The 15,462-nt window shown below is 28.4% G+C and carries 17 protein-coding genes; 11 read left to right on the top strand and 6 right to left on the bottom strand.

Annotated elements, in window-relative coordinates; genetic code table 11:
- Positions 1 to 113 precede the first annotated feature (113 nt).
- A complete protein-coding gene (gene nfo / locus IQC44_RS08435) occupies positions 114 to 959 on the top strand; it encodes a deoxyribonuclease IV (RefSeq protein WP_198305923.1) in 846 nt (281 codons plus the stop codon).
- Between the two features lie 23 nt (positions 960 to 982).
- Here nfo and IQC44_RS08430 read toward each other — a convergent pair whose 3' ends face one another.
- Positions 983 to 1,243, bottom strand: coding sequence for a hypothetical protein (locus IQC44_RS08430; RefSeq protein WP_198305922.1), 261 nt, complete (start codon positions 1,241 to 1,243; stop codon positions 983 to 985).
- A gap of 114 nt (positions 1,244 to 1,357) precedes the next feature.
- Here IQC44_RS08430 and IQC44_RS08425 point away from each other — a divergent pair, with 114 nt between their 5' ends.
- A complete protein-coding gene (locus IQC44_RS08425; protein ID WP_198305921.1) occupies positions 1,358 to 1,609 on the top strand; it encodes a helix-turn-helix domain-containing protein in 252 nt (83 codons plus the stop codon).
- Between the two features lie 85 nt (positions 1,610 to 1,694).
- On the opposite strand, the gene IQC44_RS08420 is transcribed toward IQC44_RS08425, so the two are convergent.
- The 5 genes from IQC44_RS08420 to IQC44_RS08400 all read right to left on the bottom strand — a co-directional run bounded on the left by IQC44_RS08420 (position 1,695) and on the right by IQC44_RS08400 (position 6,359).
- The gene (locus IQC44_RS08420) at positions 1,695 to 1,946 is read right to left on the bottom strand and encodes a hypothetical protein (protein WP_198305920.1); all 252 of its coding nucleotides are present in this window, start codon (positions 1,944 to 1,946) and stop codon (positions 1,695 to 1,697) included.
- Between the two features lie 12 nt (positions 1,947 to 1,958).
- Positions 1,959 to 3,356 (bottom strand): class II fumarate hydratase, encoded by a 1,398-nt coding sequence (fumC, locus tag IQC44_RS08415; protein ID WP_198305919.1) that lies wholly within the window; start codon positions 3,354 to 3,356, stop codon positions 1,959 to 1,961.
- Positions 3,357 to 3,434: 78 nt separating this feature from the next.
- Positions 3,435 to 5,066 (bottom strand): C4-dicarboxylic acid transporter DauA, encoded by a 1,632-nt coding sequence (dauA, locus tag IQC44_RS08410; protein ID WP_198305918.1) that lies wholly within the window; start codon positions 5,064 to 5,066, stop codon positions 3,435 to 3,437.
- A 42-nt stretch (positions 5,067 to 5,108) separates the two neighbouring features.
- Positions 5,109 to 5,750, bottom strand: coding sequence for a tetratricopeptide repeat protein (locus IQC44_RS08405; protein WP_198305909.1), 642 nt, complete (start codon positions 5,748 to 5,750; stop codon positions 5,109 to 5,111).
- Complete coding sequence (locus IQC44_RS08400; RefSeq protein WP_198305907.1) at positions 5,751 to 6,359, bottom strand: tetratricopeptide repeat protein; 609 nt, start codon at positions 6,357 to 6,359, stop codon at positions 5,751 to 5,753.
- A gap of 118 nt (positions 6,360 to 6,477) precedes the next feature.
- On the opposite strand from IQC44_RS08400, the gene IQC44_RS08395 reads away from it, so the two are divergent.
- Genes IQC44_RS08395 through nuoH form a run of 9 tightly spaced genes read left to right on the top strand, consistent with a single transcriptional unit; the run spans position 6,478 to position 15,460 of the window.
- Positions 6,478 to 8,211: an ATP-binding protein gene (locus IQC44_RS08395; protein WP_198305905.1), complete on the top strand. Its 1,734-nt coding sequence runs from the start codon at positions 6,478 to 6,480 to the stop codon at positions 8,209 to 8,211.
- 9 nt (positions 8,212 to 8,220) lie between these two features.
- Entirely contained in the window at positions 8,221 to 8,610 is a 390-nt protein-coding gene (locus IQC44_RS08390; protein ID WP_198305903.1) for an NAD(P)H-quinone oxidoreductase subunit 3, read from the top strand.
- A complete protein-coding gene (locus IQC44_RS08385) occupies positions 8,592 to 9,101 on the top strand; it encodes an NADH-quinone oxidoreductase subunit NuoB (RefSeq protein WP_198305902.1) in 510 nt (169 codons plus the stop codon). The genes IQC44_RS08390 and IQC44_RS08385 overlap by 19 nt, the downstream gene beginning before the upstream one ends.
- Complete coding sequence (locus IQC44_RS08380; protein ID WP_198305900.1) at positions 9,098 to 9,889, top strand: NADH-quinone oxidoreductase subunit C; 792 nt, start codon at positions 9,098 to 9,100, stop codon at positions 9,887 to 9,889. The genes IQC44_RS08385 and IQC44_RS08380 overlap by 4 nt, the downstream gene beginning before the upstream one ends.
- Entirely contained in the window at positions 9,889 to 11,115 is a 1,227-nt protein-coding gene (nuoD, locus tag IQC44_RS08375) for an NADH dehydrogenase (quinone) subunit D (protein WP_198305898.1), read from the top strand. The genes IQC44_RS08380 and nuoD overlap by 1 nt, the downstream gene beginning before the upstream one ends.
- Entirely contained in the window at positions 11,112 to 11,384 is a 273-nt protein-coding gene (locus IQC44_RS08370; protein WP_198305896.1) for an NADH-ubiquinone oxidoreductase subunit E family protein, read from the top strand. The genes nuoD and IQC44_RS08370 overlap by 4 nt, the downstream gene beginning before the upstream one ends.
- Positions 11,371 to 12,147, top strand: a complete 777-nt coding sequence (locus tag IQC44_RS08365) for a hypothetical protein (protein WP_198305894.1) — start codon at positions 11,371 to 11,373, stop codon at positions 12,145 to 12,147. Before IQC44_RS08370 ends, IQC44_RS08365 begins: the two co-directional genes overlap by 14 nt.
- Complete coding sequence (locus IQC44_RS08360) at positions 12,148 to 14,469, top strand: NADH-quinone oxidoreductase subunit G (protein ID WP_198305893.1); 2,322 nt, start codon at positions 12,148 to 12,150, stop codon at positions 14,467 to 14,469. It begins immediately after the preceding gene.
- A gap of 1 nt (position 14,470) precedes the next feature.
- Complete coding sequence (gene nuoH, locus IQC44_RS08355) at positions 14,471 to 15,460, top strand: NADH-quinone oxidoreductase subunit NuoH (RefSeq protein ID WP_198305891.1); 990 nt, start codon at positions 14,471 to 14,473, stop codon at positions 15,458 to 15,460.
- Positions 15,461 to 15,462: the final 2 nt, after the last annotated feature.

The following is a 15,462-nucleotide window of genomic DNA, read 5'->3' as shown; positions in this document are numbered from 1 at the left end:
TTGACAATTCTATACTTAGCTATTTTAGGATATGATAAAAAGTAACAATTATCTATAAAAAAAAATTTTATAGTGTTTACATATGTTACTTTTTGAAAATAATAGGAATGAAGATGAAATATTTTGGAGCTCATGTAAGTGCTAGTGGTGGAGTTTTTAATGCCCCTTTAAATGCTATGGAGATTGGTGCAAAAGCTTTTGCACTATTTACAAAAAATCAAAGACAGTGGAGTGCAAAAGCACTTGATAATAAAACAATTGATTTGTGGTTTGAAAACCTTGAAAAGAGTAAAATCGAAGCAAAACATATTTTGCCACACGATTCATACTTAATAAATTTAGGGCATCCAGACTCTGATGCTAGAGAAAAATCTTTAGTTAGTTTTATTGATGAAGTTCAAAGATGCGAGATTTTAGCTCTTGATAGACTAAATTTTCATCCAGGTTCGCATTTGAGAAAAATAAGTATTGATGAGTGTTTAGATAATATTGCTCAATCCTTAAATAAAGTGATAGAAAAAACAAGTGGAGTAAAACTTGTTCTTGAAAATACAGCTGGTCAAGGAAGTAATCTTGGATATAAATTTGAGCATTTAGCCTATATTATTGATAAAGTTGAAGATAAAAGCAGAATTGGTGTTTGTATTGATACTTGTCATATGTTTACAGCTGGTTATGATATAAGAACAAAAGAAGCTTATGATAAAACTTGGGATGAGTTTGGAAAAATTGTAGGTTTTGAATACTTAAGTGGAATGCATATAAATGACTCAAAACCAGACTTAGGAAGCAGGGTCGATAGACATGATAGCTTGGGAGTTGGAAAAATTGGGTGGGATGCTTTTAAATTCTTAGCAAATGATTCTAGAATGGATGATATTCCACTTATTTTAGAGACTATTGATGAGAGTATTTGGGCAGAAGAGATAAAAACTTTATATAGCTTTATTCAGAAATAATTTTAAAGTAGCTCTTTATGAGCCTACTTTATATAATTTTCTAGTAATTCTCTACAATTTTCATAATCTTCACAATCAATTAAATCTGGGTCTAAATGCTTCTTAATTAGTGCAAAATAACTATTGTCAAGAATTATTTTCTTAAACTCTTCATAATTAATATATCTATTATCTACCATTTTACTTATGATATTAAATATTTCACTTGATTTTCTTTGATTATTTGTAGAAATTATTATTTCAATTAAGTATAAATAATCTTCACTACTAATTTTACTTTTCATTTTGTAGTAATCACTAAAGGTAGATATTTGACGATATATATATATCGTTGTCTAAATATTAGCAAAAATTATATTATCCAAAACTTAGATATATATATCGTTAGGAAAATATCATTGAATAATGTAGTTTTAGATTTAGACATTTATAGTGAAGAAGTTTTGGATATTGTCTCAAAAAATGTAAAAAAGTTTATAGAAGAAAAAGGCTTAACACAGCTTCAGTTATCGCTAGAGATTGGCTTAAATGGTAGTGCTTATTTAGGTAGAGCTGAAATTAGGAAAAATAATCATCATTTTAACATCACTCATATTGCAAAAATTTCAAAGGTTTTAGATATTGATATAAGAGAGTTTTTTGAAGAGTAGTTTTTCAAACTTCTCTTTTTTATTTTTTTAGAACTAAGGCCAAAGCCTTAGTTCCTAGATATTACAATTGTAAAATTACTTGACTTTATAATTTACTCTCAATTGAACACTTTTGAAGATTTACATACCAATCTTCATCGGCATCTTCAAAGTCCAAATCTTTTAATACAATTTCAAGTTCATCATCAAGCATATTTAGCTCATCAATTTTATCCTCAGGAATAAAAAGTGCTTCTACACAATACTCAAAAAGTTGCTCTTGGCATATAAAATCACTATCCATTCCCCAGCCATCTTCAAATTCATTTATTAAAAAATATTTTTCTAACTCTTTCAATCACAATTCCAATTATAAAGTAGGTTTTATCATATTTTCAGGCTTAACATAAGAGTCAAATTCAGCTTCACTTAAAATTCCAAGTTTTACTGCTTCTTCTTTTAATGTTGTACCATTTTTATGTGCTGTTTTTGCTATAAGTGCTGCTTTTTCATATCCAATATATGGATTTAGTGCCGTTACAAGCATTAGTGAATCTTTTAAATATTTATCAATATTTCCTAAATTTGGCTCAATTCCAACTGCACAATTATCATTAAATGCCAACATAGTATCACTTAAAAGTCTAATTGATTGTAGTAAATTTAGAGCAATTACAGGTTTAAATACATTTAATTCAAAGTTTCCTTGACTTGCAGCCACACTTATAGTTGTATGATTTCCCATAACTTGCACTGCAACCATTGTCATAGCTTCACTTTGAGTTGGGTTTACTTTTCCTGGCATTATTGAACTTCCTGGTTCATTTTCAGGGATATTTAGTTCACCTATTCCGCATCGTGGACCACTTGATAACCATCTAACATCATTTGCAAATTTCATTAAATTTGAAGCAAGTGCATTTAAAACTCCACTTAAAACAACTTCTGCATCGTGTGCTGTTAGTGCATGAAACTTATTTGGATGAGATTTAAAAGCATATTTTGTTTTTGTTAAATCATTTAAAACTTCACAAACCATAGGTGAAAAATCTGGATGAGAGTTTAATCCAGTTCCAACAGCAGTTCCACCAATTGCAAGTTCAACCATATATTTCATAGCATCATCAATTTGTGCTAAGGCTTTATCAAGCATATCAACATAAGCTGAAAACTCTTGCCCTAAAGTTAAAGGAGTTGCATCTTGAAGGTGAGTTCTTCCTATTTTTACAATATTTTCAAACTCTTTTACTTTTTTCTCTAAAGTAGCTTTTAAAACATTTATTGCTGGAATTAATCTTTTTTGTACATCAAGTACAAAAGCAACTCTCATAGCAGTTGGGTAAGTATCATTTGAACTTTGACCTTTGTTTACATCATCATTTGGATGAACAACTTTTTTTACTCTAAAATCTTCTCCCAAAATCTCACTAGCTCTTGAAGATACAACCTCATTTACATTCATATTTGATTGTGTTCCTGAACCTGTTTGCCAAACAACCAAAGGAAATTCACCACAAAGTTTTCTTTCAATTATCTCATCACAAGCTTGGCTAATTGCCTTTGTTTTTACATCATCAAGTCTTTTTAGTTTGTTATTTACAATAGCACAAGCCTTTTTTAAATATGCAAAACCTTCAATTACCTCTTTTGGCATTTTCTCATCACCAATAGGAAAGTTTTCCAAACTTCTCTCTGTTTGTGCCTGCCAATATCTATTTACAGGTACTTTAATTTCGCCCATTGTATCTTTTTCTATTCTGTAATCCATTTATAAATCCTATTTATTGATATAAATTATCATTATTTTATAATATTTCTTAATTTGTATTTAATTTTACAAATTTTTTTAATTATTATGTAAAATATTTTTTAAATGTTTCGCATATTCTATTGAATCATTAATATTTGAAAAACTTGTAACATATTCAAATTTTGCTCGTTCAAGTTTTTTTAATACTCTTTGATTTAATCCTGAAAAAATTAGCTTCTTATTTTTTGCTTCAAAACTATCTATTATTGATTTTAAAGCAACCATAGCCGTCATATCAATCATTGAAACATTTTTCATATTTAAAATAATAATATCTCTTTTATCGTTTGAGTTCAAAAGAGTTTTCATAGCTTTTTGTGCAGCTCCAAAAAACATAGGTCCATTTATATCATAAATTATTATATCTTGTGGTAGATTTGGATGTAAACTTAAATCTTCACTAACCAGCTCAATAGAGTATAAATCAATAGTTCGTTTAATAAATAGTATAGAAGCTAAACCTATTCCAACTGCAACAGCAACTTGCATATCTATTAAAACAGTTAAAGAAAAACAAATAAGTAAAACATATATATCATCTCTTGGTGCTGTTTTCAAGATATTTACAAAGTGTTTAATCTCACTCATATTCCAAGCAACCATTAATAAAAGAGCCGATAATCCAGCCATTGGTAAATATGAGATAATAGGAGCTATAAATAAAATTGAAACCAAAATAAATAAAGAGTGAACTATACTTGAAAGTTTTGAAGTTCCTCCAGAATTTATATTTGCAACAGTTCTTGCAATTGCAGCAGTTGCAGGAATTCCTCCAAAAAATGGAACTAATATATTTGTAATTCCCTGCCCTATTAACTCTTTATTTGGGTCTGTTTTTTTCCCAGTCATTCCATCACTAATAACAGCACATAATAGCGATTCTAAAGCACCCAAAATTGCAATTGCTGTTGCATGTGGTAGAAGTTTTATAAACAAATCAATATTTATCTCTTCGGGTTTTAAAAACTCCCAAGGCAAAGAAAATTGTAAAGGAATAGGAGGAATTCCATTTCCACTAACTCCATTTATATCATAAGAAAATGTAGAATTTATTGTAGAGATATTTAATCCAAATTTGTGGTTAAAATATGCTACAAATAAAGATACAAGACCTAAGGCAATTAAAGCAGAAGGAATTTTACTTTTTGTTTTTCTCCAAAAAACAAGAATCAATAAAGTAACACTAGCTGTCAAAAATTCATAGATATTAAAAGTATTAAAATTTTGTGCAAGAAGCACTATTTTATCAATATAAGATCCACTAAAATTCTCTATTGTAAGTCCAAAAAAATCTTTTATTTGAAAAGTTGCAATTACAACTGCAATTCCTGATGTAAATCCAACAGTAACTGGATATGGAACTAGCTCTATTAAATTTCCAAGCTTCAAAAGTCCTACAAGGATTAATATGACTCCTGACATAAGCCCACATAAAAGAAGACCACTTATTCCAAACTCTTGAACTATTGGGATTAAAATTACTATAAAAGCAGCAGTTGGTCCAGAAATATTTACCTTACTACTTCCAAAAATAGCTGCAAAAATACCTGCAATGATTGCTGTATAAAGACCTAGTTGTGGGGGAACTCCTGTTGCAATAGCTAATGCCATAGATAATGGCAAAGCTATTATTCCAACAGTTAGACCAGAAAAAATATTATTTTTCATCTTTGTTTCTTTTTAAATAGAATTAGCGACCTTATTTAAAAATTACAAAACATATATTTTATGGTTATTATCTTCTATATTATCATTAAGCTTTTTTAACCAAAAATTATATTTTACACCATCTTTTGGCTGATCAAAAAGACCTGTTTTATAGATATTTACAAGCATATCTTGAGCTTGTCTAACACCTTTTTCTCCTGAAAAAAGAAGAAGTTCCATTCCTTTTTCTACATCAACTTTTGTATTTATACCTTGAAGATAAAATCTTGATAGTTGATAAGCAGCAACAGGATCTACACTACTTGCTTCATTTAGAAGTTCAAAGGATCTATTTATATCTTTATTTACACCATCACCTTTATAATATAAAAATGATATTGGTAAATTTGCATAAATATTCTCATTTTTCTTTGCCATATTTAAATATTTTAAAGCATTCACATAATCTTTTTTATCAGCATAATGTGTACCTAATCTAATTTGTGCAAAAGAGTTTGTATTCTCTATTTTTCTATAACAAGCTAATTTTTCATTATCTTTTTCTAATTTTTGGCAAATATTTGCCTCTTTTAAAGGCTCATCATAGTTAGAACTTGAGCCAAAGCTTAACATTTCAGGCATTTTCATAGAACAAGCACTAAAAATAAAAGCCAATATTGTCGAGATTAAAATCTGTTTTTTCATCTATCTTCCATAAATTTCTTTTATAAAGTCTTTATTGTTTTCATTAAATTTTGATTGCCAATATGTAGTTTTTTCAAAATCTGGGTCAATATATTGAGAGTTTGAGTATAAAATTTGTAACTGATTTTGTGCATCTTTTACACCATTTTCTCCTGCAAATTCTAAAAGTTCAATAGCATCACTAATATCACCATCTCTTAAATAAAATTGAGATAACTTATAAGCTGCTATAGGGTCTAATTTTCTTGTATCTTTTAAAAGTGAAATAGCTTTATTTTCATCCATTTCAACACCAAAACCATTTATATATAAATCAGCAATTAAAGCATTTGCATAAAAATTTTTCTGTTTTTTTGCAATTTCATATCTATTTATAGCCTCTACAAAATTACCATTATACTTTGCATTTATTCCTAATCTTAGTTGTGCAAAACTATTTTTATGTGCAATTAAATCATAACAATCAAGCTCCACATTGAAGTTTTGATTTCTACACTCATTTGCAACTTCTTGCTCATTTCCAACTGCTTCAATTATCTTTGTATTAGAACAAGCACCTAAAAAAAGTAGCATAAAAGCAAGGGTTAGTGGTTTTAAAATTCTAGTCATTTTACCTCTTTTATCTCTTAGTTATTTGAAAGGAGACTATTTTATCATTTTTTTATTCATTTGCAGTTAAGAGATAAAAAGATAATATATAAAGATAAATATAAATTTTTGAGGATAAATGTTAGAAGTAATTGAGTTTTTAAAAGCAAAAAACATAGAAAAAACAAAGTTTTATGAACAACTAAAATGTACAGTTGATGAAGCAAGAATATTACAATACTTATCAAAAGAGTACATAAATGGAAGAGATATTTTAAATGTAATTGATATTTTAGGGCAATTTTATAGTGTTGAAAAATATGAGCATTTAGAAAAACTTGATATTATAAAATCTCTTTTGGAATATGGTTGGTTAATACAGGCATCTTTTGACCAAGTTAAATTAAATGAAGCTTCAAAATTAGAGTTAATCAACTCAAATGTAACACTTTCAAGCTCATATTTAAAAATGCTAGAAAGTGGTAGTAGTGATTTTATTTTGCCTGAAATTAAGAATTATGGTGACCACTTAGAGTATTTACAAGACCAATTTTTAAAAATAGATTTAGCTCAACAACTAAATATTGTAAAAAGAAATTTTGATGCAAATAGTCCTAGTTTTAATAGATTAAAGACAAAACAAGCTTTATTGGAAAATAGAATAAAAGATAGATTAAATGCTACAACAAACCCAATTATGATAGAAGACTTTTTTAAAGATAATAATCTAAGTATTCAAGAGCAAACTCTATTTCTAGCTCTTTTAAAAGAAGAATATAGTGGAGGAGATGGAACACTTAGAGAGATGAACTATCTAATAGATTTAATCTCAAATGATGACTATGAAAAGATAAAATATAGAAGTTTACTAGAAGAGAGTTCAACTCTAATTTCAAAAAATTTAATAGATTATGATGAAGTTTTAACTCCTTTTGGTGGAATAAATAGAAATTTTTATATTCCAGATGAAGTTTTATATAAAATCTCTCATCCAACAAAAAAAGGCTCAACAGTTGCAAAAATCAAACTAGAAAGCATAATAAAAGATCAAGATATTTTTGAGCTAACTAGCACTACAAAAACTTTAGATGATGTTGTTTTAGCTTCAAAAACTAAAGAAACCTTGGATAATCTTCTAAAACAAGTTGATAAAAATGTAATAAATAGATTAAAACTTTGGGGAATAAAAGATAAAAAAAGAGGAATTGATGCAAAAATAATTTTTTATGGAGTTGCTGGAACGGGAAAAACTTTAACTGCTCTTGCTCTTGCAAAATCTCTTAAAAAAGATGTTTTAAGCTTTGATTGTTCAAAAATTTTATCTATGTATATAGGCGAAAGCGAAAAAAATGTACGAAATATTTTTGATAAGTACAATGAGATAAAAGAGCAAACAAAAAGTGAACCTGTACTTCTTCTAAATGAAGCTGATCAGTTTTTAAGTTCAAGAAGCTCTGGAACTGGAAGTAGTGCTGATAAAATGCATAATCAAATGCAAAATATATTTTTAGAACAAATAGAGAAGTTTGATGGGATTTTAATAGCTACAACAAACTTGCTTGAAAATCTTGATAAAGCATTTTCAAGAAGATTTAACTATAAAATTGAGTTTTTAAAACCAAATTTTGAACAAAGAGTTGCTTTATGGAAAAAACTTCTTCCTAGTTCTTTACCTTTAGAAGATGGTTTTGATATAGAAAAAATTGCAAAATATGAACTAACAGGTGGGCAAATAGAACTAGTTATAAAAAATACTGCCTATAAACTTGCCGTTTTAGAAGATGCAATTTTTAAATTAAGTGATTTTGAAGAACAGATAAGTAAAGAGAAAAAAGGGCAGTTTGATAGTGAAAACAAAGTTGGATTTTTTTAGAGGTAGATTATGACACATATAGATTTTGCACATCCATATTTTGGTGCTTTTATGATGTTTATTTTAAGTTTTACAATTTTTGGTATATCTTTGGCAGCATCAAGATTTATAAGCAGAAAAATAGCAAGACTAAACACTGAAAAACTTAAAACAACAATTTATGAATGTGGAGTTGAAGTTACAAAACAACCAAATAAAATCTCAACACAATTTTATTTAGTTGCACTTTTATTTATTCTTTTTGATGTTGAGATTATTTTTATGTTTCCATGGGCAATAAATTTTAAAGCCTTAGCTTGGTTTGGATTTATAGAGATGCTTATGTTTTTACTAATTTTAGCAATTGGATTTTTATATGCATGGAAAAAAGGAGCTTTAGAGTGGCACAGCATAAAATAAACTATTTTCAAGATAGTGGAGCTGCAATAAAATTAACAACTATTGATAAAATAGTTAATTTTGGAAGAAGTAACTCACTTTGGCCAATGACTTATGGACTTGCTTGTTGTGCTATTGAGATGATGGCAACTGGTGGTTCAAGATATGATTTTGATAGATTTGGAACAATTTTTAGAGCAAGTCCTAGGCAATCTGATGTTTTAATAATTGCAGGAACTCTAACAAAAAAACATGCTGAGTTTTTAAGAAGATTATATGACCAAATGCCTGATCCTAAATGGGTTATATCTATGGGTTCTTGTGCAAATACTGGTGGAATGTTTAATACTTATGCAACAGTTCAAGGAGCAGATAGAATTATTCCTGTTGATATTTATCTTCCAGGATGTGCCCCACGACCTGAAACATTGCAGTATGCTTTAATGATGTTACAACAAAAGATAAGAAAAGAGTCAATTTTTAGAAATATAAAAAATAAGAGATTAATATGAGAGAGTATCGAAATAAAAGTGATGTACAAAAAAAATCTTATTATAATGATAGATTTTTTGTAAGCCCAACACAAGAGACTTTTGATGTAGATAGCGACACTATTTTTGCAAAAGATTTAGCTATTTTAGAAAATGTATCAAAAATAGAAAAAGCATATATTTGTCACACTCATTTAGTTTTAGAGATAAATAAAAATGAAATTACAAATCTTTTAAAAGAGCTAAAAAATCTTGAATACAATATGCTAATTGAACTATCTTGTATTGATTATTTGGCACAAAAAAACTCTTTTGAGGTTTTTTATGAGCTTCTTTCTACACAAAAAAGAAAAAGAGTAAGAGTAAAAACTACTATTTTAAAAGATGAAAATATAGAGTCTGTTACAAAACTTTTTAAAAGTGCAAACTGGAGTGAAAGAGAAGCTTATGATATGTTTGGAGTTAAATTTATAAATCATCCAAATTTAAAAAGACTTTTAATGCCAGATGATTGGTATGACCACCCACTTAAAAAATCTTATCCACTTCAAGGAGATGAAGCAGCAGCTTGGTATGAAGTTGATAAAATTTTTGGAAAAAATGCAAGAGATATTATAGGACCTGAAATCAGGGATAGTGCTAGTATTGATAGATATGATACTACAAGATTTGCAAGGCTTGGTCATGAAGTTCCTTTTGGATTTGAAGAAACAACACAAAATACAGATATTAAATATCAAGAAGATAATCAAAAACTTGTAACAAAATTAGACCCAAACAAAACAAAAACTTTGGAGAAGAGAAAATAATGCAAACTCCTAATAGACTTAAACCTTTTTTTGAAAATATCCACTTTCAAAGAGAAGATAACACAATGAGTGTAAATTTTGGACCACAGCACCCATCTGCTCACGGTCAGCTAAGACTTGTGCTAGAACTTCAAGGAGAAGAGGTTATAAAATCTACTCCTATGATTGGATATTTACATCGTGGTATGGAAAAGATGGCCGAAAATATGATTTACAATGAGTTCTTACCAACAACAGATAGAATGGATTATATAGCAGCAACATCAAATAACTATGCTTATGCAAAGGCTGTTGAAGAGCTTTTAGGCTTAGAGATTCCAAGACGAGCAGAGTGCATTAGAGTTATTTTACTAGAATTAAATAGAGTGGTTTCACATCTATTTTGGTTGGCAACTCATGCTCTTGATGTTGGAGCTATGTCTATGTTTTTGTACTGCTTTAGAGAAAGAGAGTATGCACTTGATTTAATAGAAGATTATTGTGGTGCTAGACTTACTCATAGTGCTATTAGAATTGGTGGAGTTCCTTTGGATTTACCAAAAAACTGGATAGAAAACTGCACAATATTTTTAAATAATCTCAAAAAAGAGATAGATAATTATGAAAAATTACTAAATGAAAATAGAATTTGGAGAATGAGACTCGAAAATGTTGGAGTGATTTCAGAAGAGTTAGCCTATGAATTTGCAGTTTCTGGTGTTGCTCTAAGAGGAAGCGGTATAAAATGGGATTTAAGAAAAGAGATGCCTTATAGTATATACAATGAACTTGATTTTGAAGTTCCTATTTCAAAAACTTGTGATTCTTATGGAAGATATAGGCTTTGTATAGAAGAGATGAAAGAGTCAATAAAAATAATAGAGCAAGTTTTTCCAAAATATTATGAAACAACAAGTCAATTAATGACAAATGACCCACGATATATAAGCCCTACAAAAGAAGATGTTATGACTCAAAACTACTCTTTAATGCAACATTTTGTACTGGTTACTCAAGGGCTTCGTCCACCTGTTGGAGAAGTTTATGTGGCAACTGAATCTCCAAAAGGAGAGCTTGGATTTTATATAAAAAGCGATGGGACACAGTATCCATATAGGCTAAAAGCTAGAGCTCCTAGCTTTTTTCATACAGCTTTACTTGAAGAACTTTTAATTGGTTGCCAGTTGGCTGATGTGGTTACCATAATTGGAAATTTAAATATAGTTTTTGGTGAGATAGATAGATGATAAGAGTAGATTTAAGACATCTAAAAGATGATTTTTATGAAAAAATGTTGGAAACTCTAAAAAAATCTAATAAAGAAGAAGTTTTTATCTTTTTATTTGAAATAGGAGATTTTTCCCATATTCAAAAAGTTGCAGATTTTATTTATGAAAATAAATTTACCCTTATGAATTCACTAAAATTCAATGAAGCAGATTGGACAATAGTTGTAAAAAATATAGAACCAGAGATAAAAATAGTAAAAGAGGAGATTGAAAATGAAGAGAGTTGAAGAGTTAAAAAATAGTGATTTTATAATTTCAATAGGAACTTTTTTTGAAAATGAAGAGTTAAAAAATATAGTTTTAAATAAAGCAAAAAATATAAATTTTATATATATGTTTCCAATTGCAAATAATAGTTTAAGAAATAGCCATAATCAATTTATAAAATATGAAGCTGGAAGCGAAGAGGCTGTTCTTGCCCTACTTTTAAATAATTTTTCAGACCATTTAGATAACAAAACAAAAGCTTATTTAAATGAGCTAGATTTTGGCTATTTATCTGCTGAATGTAGTGTGGGAGAAGAGGAATTTGAGGAGGCTTGTGATTTAGGATTTGAAGCAAATAACAAAATTTTAATTATTGGAGATGATATAAAAAATCATCAAAGAGTTGAGAATATAGCAAGACTTATAGGAAAAATAGAGAAATTTACTGATTTATCTATTGTTATTTTAGATGAAGAGTTAGAGAAAAAAATTGAGCATTTTAAAGATGAAGTTTTAGAAGATGTTGATAATTTAAAATCTTTTAATGGAACTATTGTTTATGAAATTTTGGCTGATGAAAAATATTTAATTGCTAGTCAAACTTTTTTAAATATTGCAAAGGTAAAAAATGGTGACCACATTGAGATTTTTACAAAAAATCAAAACTACAAAAGAGTTGTAAAACTTGATTCTAATCTTTTAGGAACAATTGCTCTTTTAGGTGTTGATAACTTATCAAATGATTATAGATACAAACTAGCAAAAATTGAAAAGAGTGAATAGATGAGTGAAGTAAAGCTTACAATAAATGGCAAAGAGTTTACAGCAAAACCAAATGAGACAATTTTAAATCTAGCAAGAAGGAATAATATTTTTATTCCTGCTATTTGTTACTTAAACTCTTGTTCACCAACTCTTGCTTGTAGGCTTTGTCTAGTTGAAGCCGACGGGAAACAAGTTTATGCTTGTAATGCCAAAGTAAAAGAGAATATGCAAATAAGTACAACAAATGAAAATATTGAAAAAGAGCGAAATGCAATAATGCAAGTTTATTGTGTAAATCACCCTTTACAATGTGGAGTTTGTGATAAAAGTGGAGAGTGCGAACTACAAAATTACACTTTATATATGAAGGTTATCAATCAAAACTACTCTATAAGAGATTCTCATAAACCAAAACAAAAATGGGGAGTTATGAATTATGACCCTTCTTTATGTATAGTTTGCGAAAGATGTGTAACTGTTTGTAGTGATGTTATTGGTTCAAACTCTTTAAGTACCACAAAAAGAGGTGCTGATGAGCTTGATAAAAGCCTAAAAGAGAGTATGCCAAAAGATGCTTACTCAATGTGGAATAAACTAAACAAATCTTTAATTGCTCACGATAGCGACTCTTGTATAAGTTGTGGAGAGTGTATTGCTGTTTGTCCAACTGGAGCTATGATTAGTAATAATTTCCAATACACTTCAAATGCTTGGGAATTAGAGAAAATCCCAGCATCAAATCCATTTTATAGTGATTGTTCATTTCTTACTTATGAAGTTAAACAAACAAGTATAGATAATAAGAGAAAAAAAGTTTATAGAGTTACAAATGAGTTCCATTTTCAAGACCTTTGTGGGGCTGCTAGATTTTGTTTTGATTATGAAAATAAAGATGCAATAAAAGATAAATTGGCTTTTGATAGAGCAATTGAAGCTTTAAAAAAGGCAAAAAATATAGTTTTTAACTCATTTATTACAAATGAAGAGGCTTTTATTCTTCAAGAAATAGCAAATTTTACAGGTGCAAAACTTGTAAACTCTGAAGCAAAACTATATAAAGAGTTTTTAGAGAATTACTCAAAAACAAGTGCTAACTCTTTATATAATGCTTCACTTGAAGATATAAAAAATAGTGAATTTATACTTAGTATTGGAAGTTTTTTAAAAACAAATGCACCTAGTGTGAAAAATACAATAAATAATAGTGTAAAAATAAGTAAAGCGAATGCCCTATTTTTCCACCCTTTAATTGATACAAATCTGGAACTTATTGGTAAAAAAGGAAGAAATACAGAGTTTATATATCATAAACCAAATCTTGAAGAGTATATTTTTATACTAATTCTAAAAAAATTCTCAATTAATCTTCCAGAAGAGTTTAAGTCCTTAATAGATTTTGAAGATAGCTTCTTAATTGAAAAATTAGAGCAAGATGAGAAACTTTTAGAGCTTATTGATACTTTTACAAAAGATAAAACTAAATTATCTTTGGTGGTTGGAGAAGATATTATTTCTCATAAAAATAGAGATTTTTTGGCAAAAATCATAGGTTTAATAGCAAAATATACAAACTTCAAAGTTTTAATAATCCCACCAAAAACAAACTCTTTAGGTGTATCTTTGATTTGTAATTTAGAAGAAAAAGTTGATGGTTTTACTATTGGCTACAATGAAATTGCAGATTTCACAATAGCATCTTTTGGAGAAAAAGATTTAGATATTCCAACACTACTTGAGCAAGAAGGAACTTTTACAAATCTAAATAAAAAAGTTGTTCCTACAAATGCTGCTTTAAAATACAATGGCTATACTTTAAATGATATTGCAAATGCTTTATTGAATAAAGATGTAAAATATACAATAAACTATACAAAACAACTTCCAGTAAATGCTGGTTTTATGGCAAAAGATTTCGATGATTTACCAAATAGTTTTTTAAATAGCGGTGTTGAAAATCGTGGATATTTACTAAATACTTTTAATGTAAATTTAGAAAATAGTATAACTCTTCCAAAAATAGAAGCTTTAAATATAAATGATGATGAGTTTATAATATATAGAAAAAACCCATTAAATCAAGTAAATGAGTTTACAAGTGTATCAAAAGAGTTTAAAGACAATTTAGAAGATGGAATATTTTTCTCAAAAGAGCAATTTATGACTTTGGATATAAAAAATCAAGTTGAAGTTTCAAGTAAAAATAAAACTTTAATTTTAAATGCATATATAGATTATCAATTAAATGGAAATATTCCTTATATTTCAACATTTATGAAAAACGAAAACAAAGAGCTATTTTTAGAAAATTCTTATGAAATAGCAAAAATAAGAGTGGTTTAATATGGAAGCAATAATCATTGAAACTATTATAAAAATTTTTATCATTCTTGCTGTTTTTGGATTTCTTGCAGGATTTACAACATATCTTGAAAGAAAAATTTTAGCATTTTTTCAGCGAAGAGTTGGACCTAGCCTTGTTGGACCTGCTGGACTTTTACAAATTGTAGCAGATGGAATAAAACTCTTTACAAAAGAAGATGTTGTTCCAGCAAATGCAAATAAAACTATTTTTATGTTAGCTCCACTAATTACTGTTAGTACAGCATTTATTGCTATGAGTGCTGTTCCTTTTTTACCAGAATTTACAATATTTTCTTACACAGTAAAACCAATAATTAGTGATATAAATGTGGGACTCTTATTTGTACTTGCTGTATCTTCAGCTGGGCATTATGGAGCTTTATTAGGTGGTATGAGTAGTGCTTCAAAATGGGCATTACTTGGAGGTGCAAGAACAACAATTCAGCTTCTATCTTATGAAGTTGTATCTGGACTTGCACTAATTTCTCCTTTGATGATGATAGGAAGTTTATCTTTAATAGATATAAATAATTACCAAAATGACGGTATTTTATCGTGGCTTATTTTTTCTCAACCTTTATCTTTTGTGCTTTTTTTAATCTCTGGTTTTGCTCAAACAAATAGAACACCTTTTGACTTATTAGAACACGAAGCAGAGCTTGTTGCTGGATATGCAACAGAGTATTCAGGACTTAGATGGGGAATGTTTTTTATAGGAGAATATGCAAATTTATATACAATTTCATTTTTAATAGCTCTTATTTTCTTAGGTGGATTTAACCCTATTTGGTTTATTCCAGGTGGAATTGCAATTATTTTAAAAGTTATGTTATTGATTTTTGTGTTTTTATGGACAAGAGCTACTTGGCCACATATTAGACCTGACCAATTAATGTGGCTTTGTTGGAAAGTTTTAATGCCTTTGGCATTTTTAAATATTTTAATTACTGGCTTTGTCCTGATGTTTTAGGA

Source organism: Arcobacter vandammei, from assembly GCF_016106035.1.
In the GTDB taxonomy this organism is placed as follows: domain Bacteria; phylum Campylobacterota; class Campylobacteria; order Campylobacterales; family Arcobacteraceae; genus Aliarcobacter; species Aliarcobacter vandammei.
This window is presented reverse-complemented; position numbering and strand designations above follow the sequence as displayed.

What these genes read in the sequence shown, in the direction of transcription:
- nfo (WP_198305923.1), top strand. Translation starts at nt 114, where the DNA reads ATGAAATATTTTGGAGCTCATGTAAGTGCTAGTGGTGGAGTTTTTAAT.
- IQC44_RS08430 (WP_198305922.1), bottom strand. Translation starts at nt 1,243, where the DNA reads ATGAAAAGTAAAATTAGTAGTGAAGATTATTTATACTTAATTGAAATA.
- fumC (WP_198305919.1), bottom strand. Translation starts at nt 3,356, where the DNA reads ATGGATTACAGAATAGAAAAAGATACAATGGGCGAAATTAAAGTACCT.
- dauA (WP_198305918.1), bottom strand. Translation starts at nt 5,066, where the DNA reads ATGAAAAATAATATTTTTTCTGGTCTAACTGTTGGAATAATAGCTTTG.
- IQC44_RS08405 (WP_198305909.1), bottom strand. Translation starts at nt 5,750, where the DNA reads ATGAAAAAACAGATTTTAATCTCGACAATATTGGCTTTTATTTTTAGT.
- IQC44_RS08400 (WP_198305907.1), bottom strand. Translation starts at nt 6,359, where the DNA reads ATGACTAGAATTTTAAAACCACTAACCCTTGCTTTTATGCTACTTTTT.
- IQC44_RS08395 (WP_198305905.1), top strand. Translation starts at nt 6,478, where the DNA reads ATGTTAGAAGTAATTGAGTTTTTAAAAGCAAAAAACATAGAAAAAACA.
- IQC44_RS08390 (WP_198305903.1), top strand. Translation starts at nt 8,221, where the DNA reads ATGACACATATAGATTTTGCACATCCATATTTTGGTGCTTTTATGATG.
- IQC44_RS08380 (WP_198305900.1), top strand. Translation starts at nt 9,098, where the DNA reads ATGAGAGAGTATCGAAATAAAAGTGATGTACAAAAAAAATCTTATTAT.
- nuoD (WP_198305898.1), top strand. Translation starts at nt 9,889, where the DNA reads ATGCAAACTCCTAATAGACTTAAACCTTTTTTTGAAAATATCCACTTT.
- IQC44_RS08370 (WP_198305896.1), top strand. Translation starts at nt 11,112, where the DNA reads ATGATAAGAGTAGATTTAAGACATCTAAAAGATGATTTTTATGAAAAA.
- IQC44_RS08365 (WP_198305894.1), top strand. Translation starts at nt 11,371, where the DNA reads ATGAAGAGAGTTGAAGAGTTAAAAAATAGTGATTTTATAATTTCAATA.
- IQC44_RS08360 (WP_198305893.1), top strand. Translation starts at nt 12,148, where the DNA reads ATGAGTGAAGTAAAGCTTACAATAAATGGCAAAGAGTTTACAGCAAAA.
- nuoH (WP_198305891.1), top strand. Translation starts at nt 14,471, where the DNA reads ATGGAAGCAATAATCATTGAAACTATTATAAAAATTTTTATCATTCTT.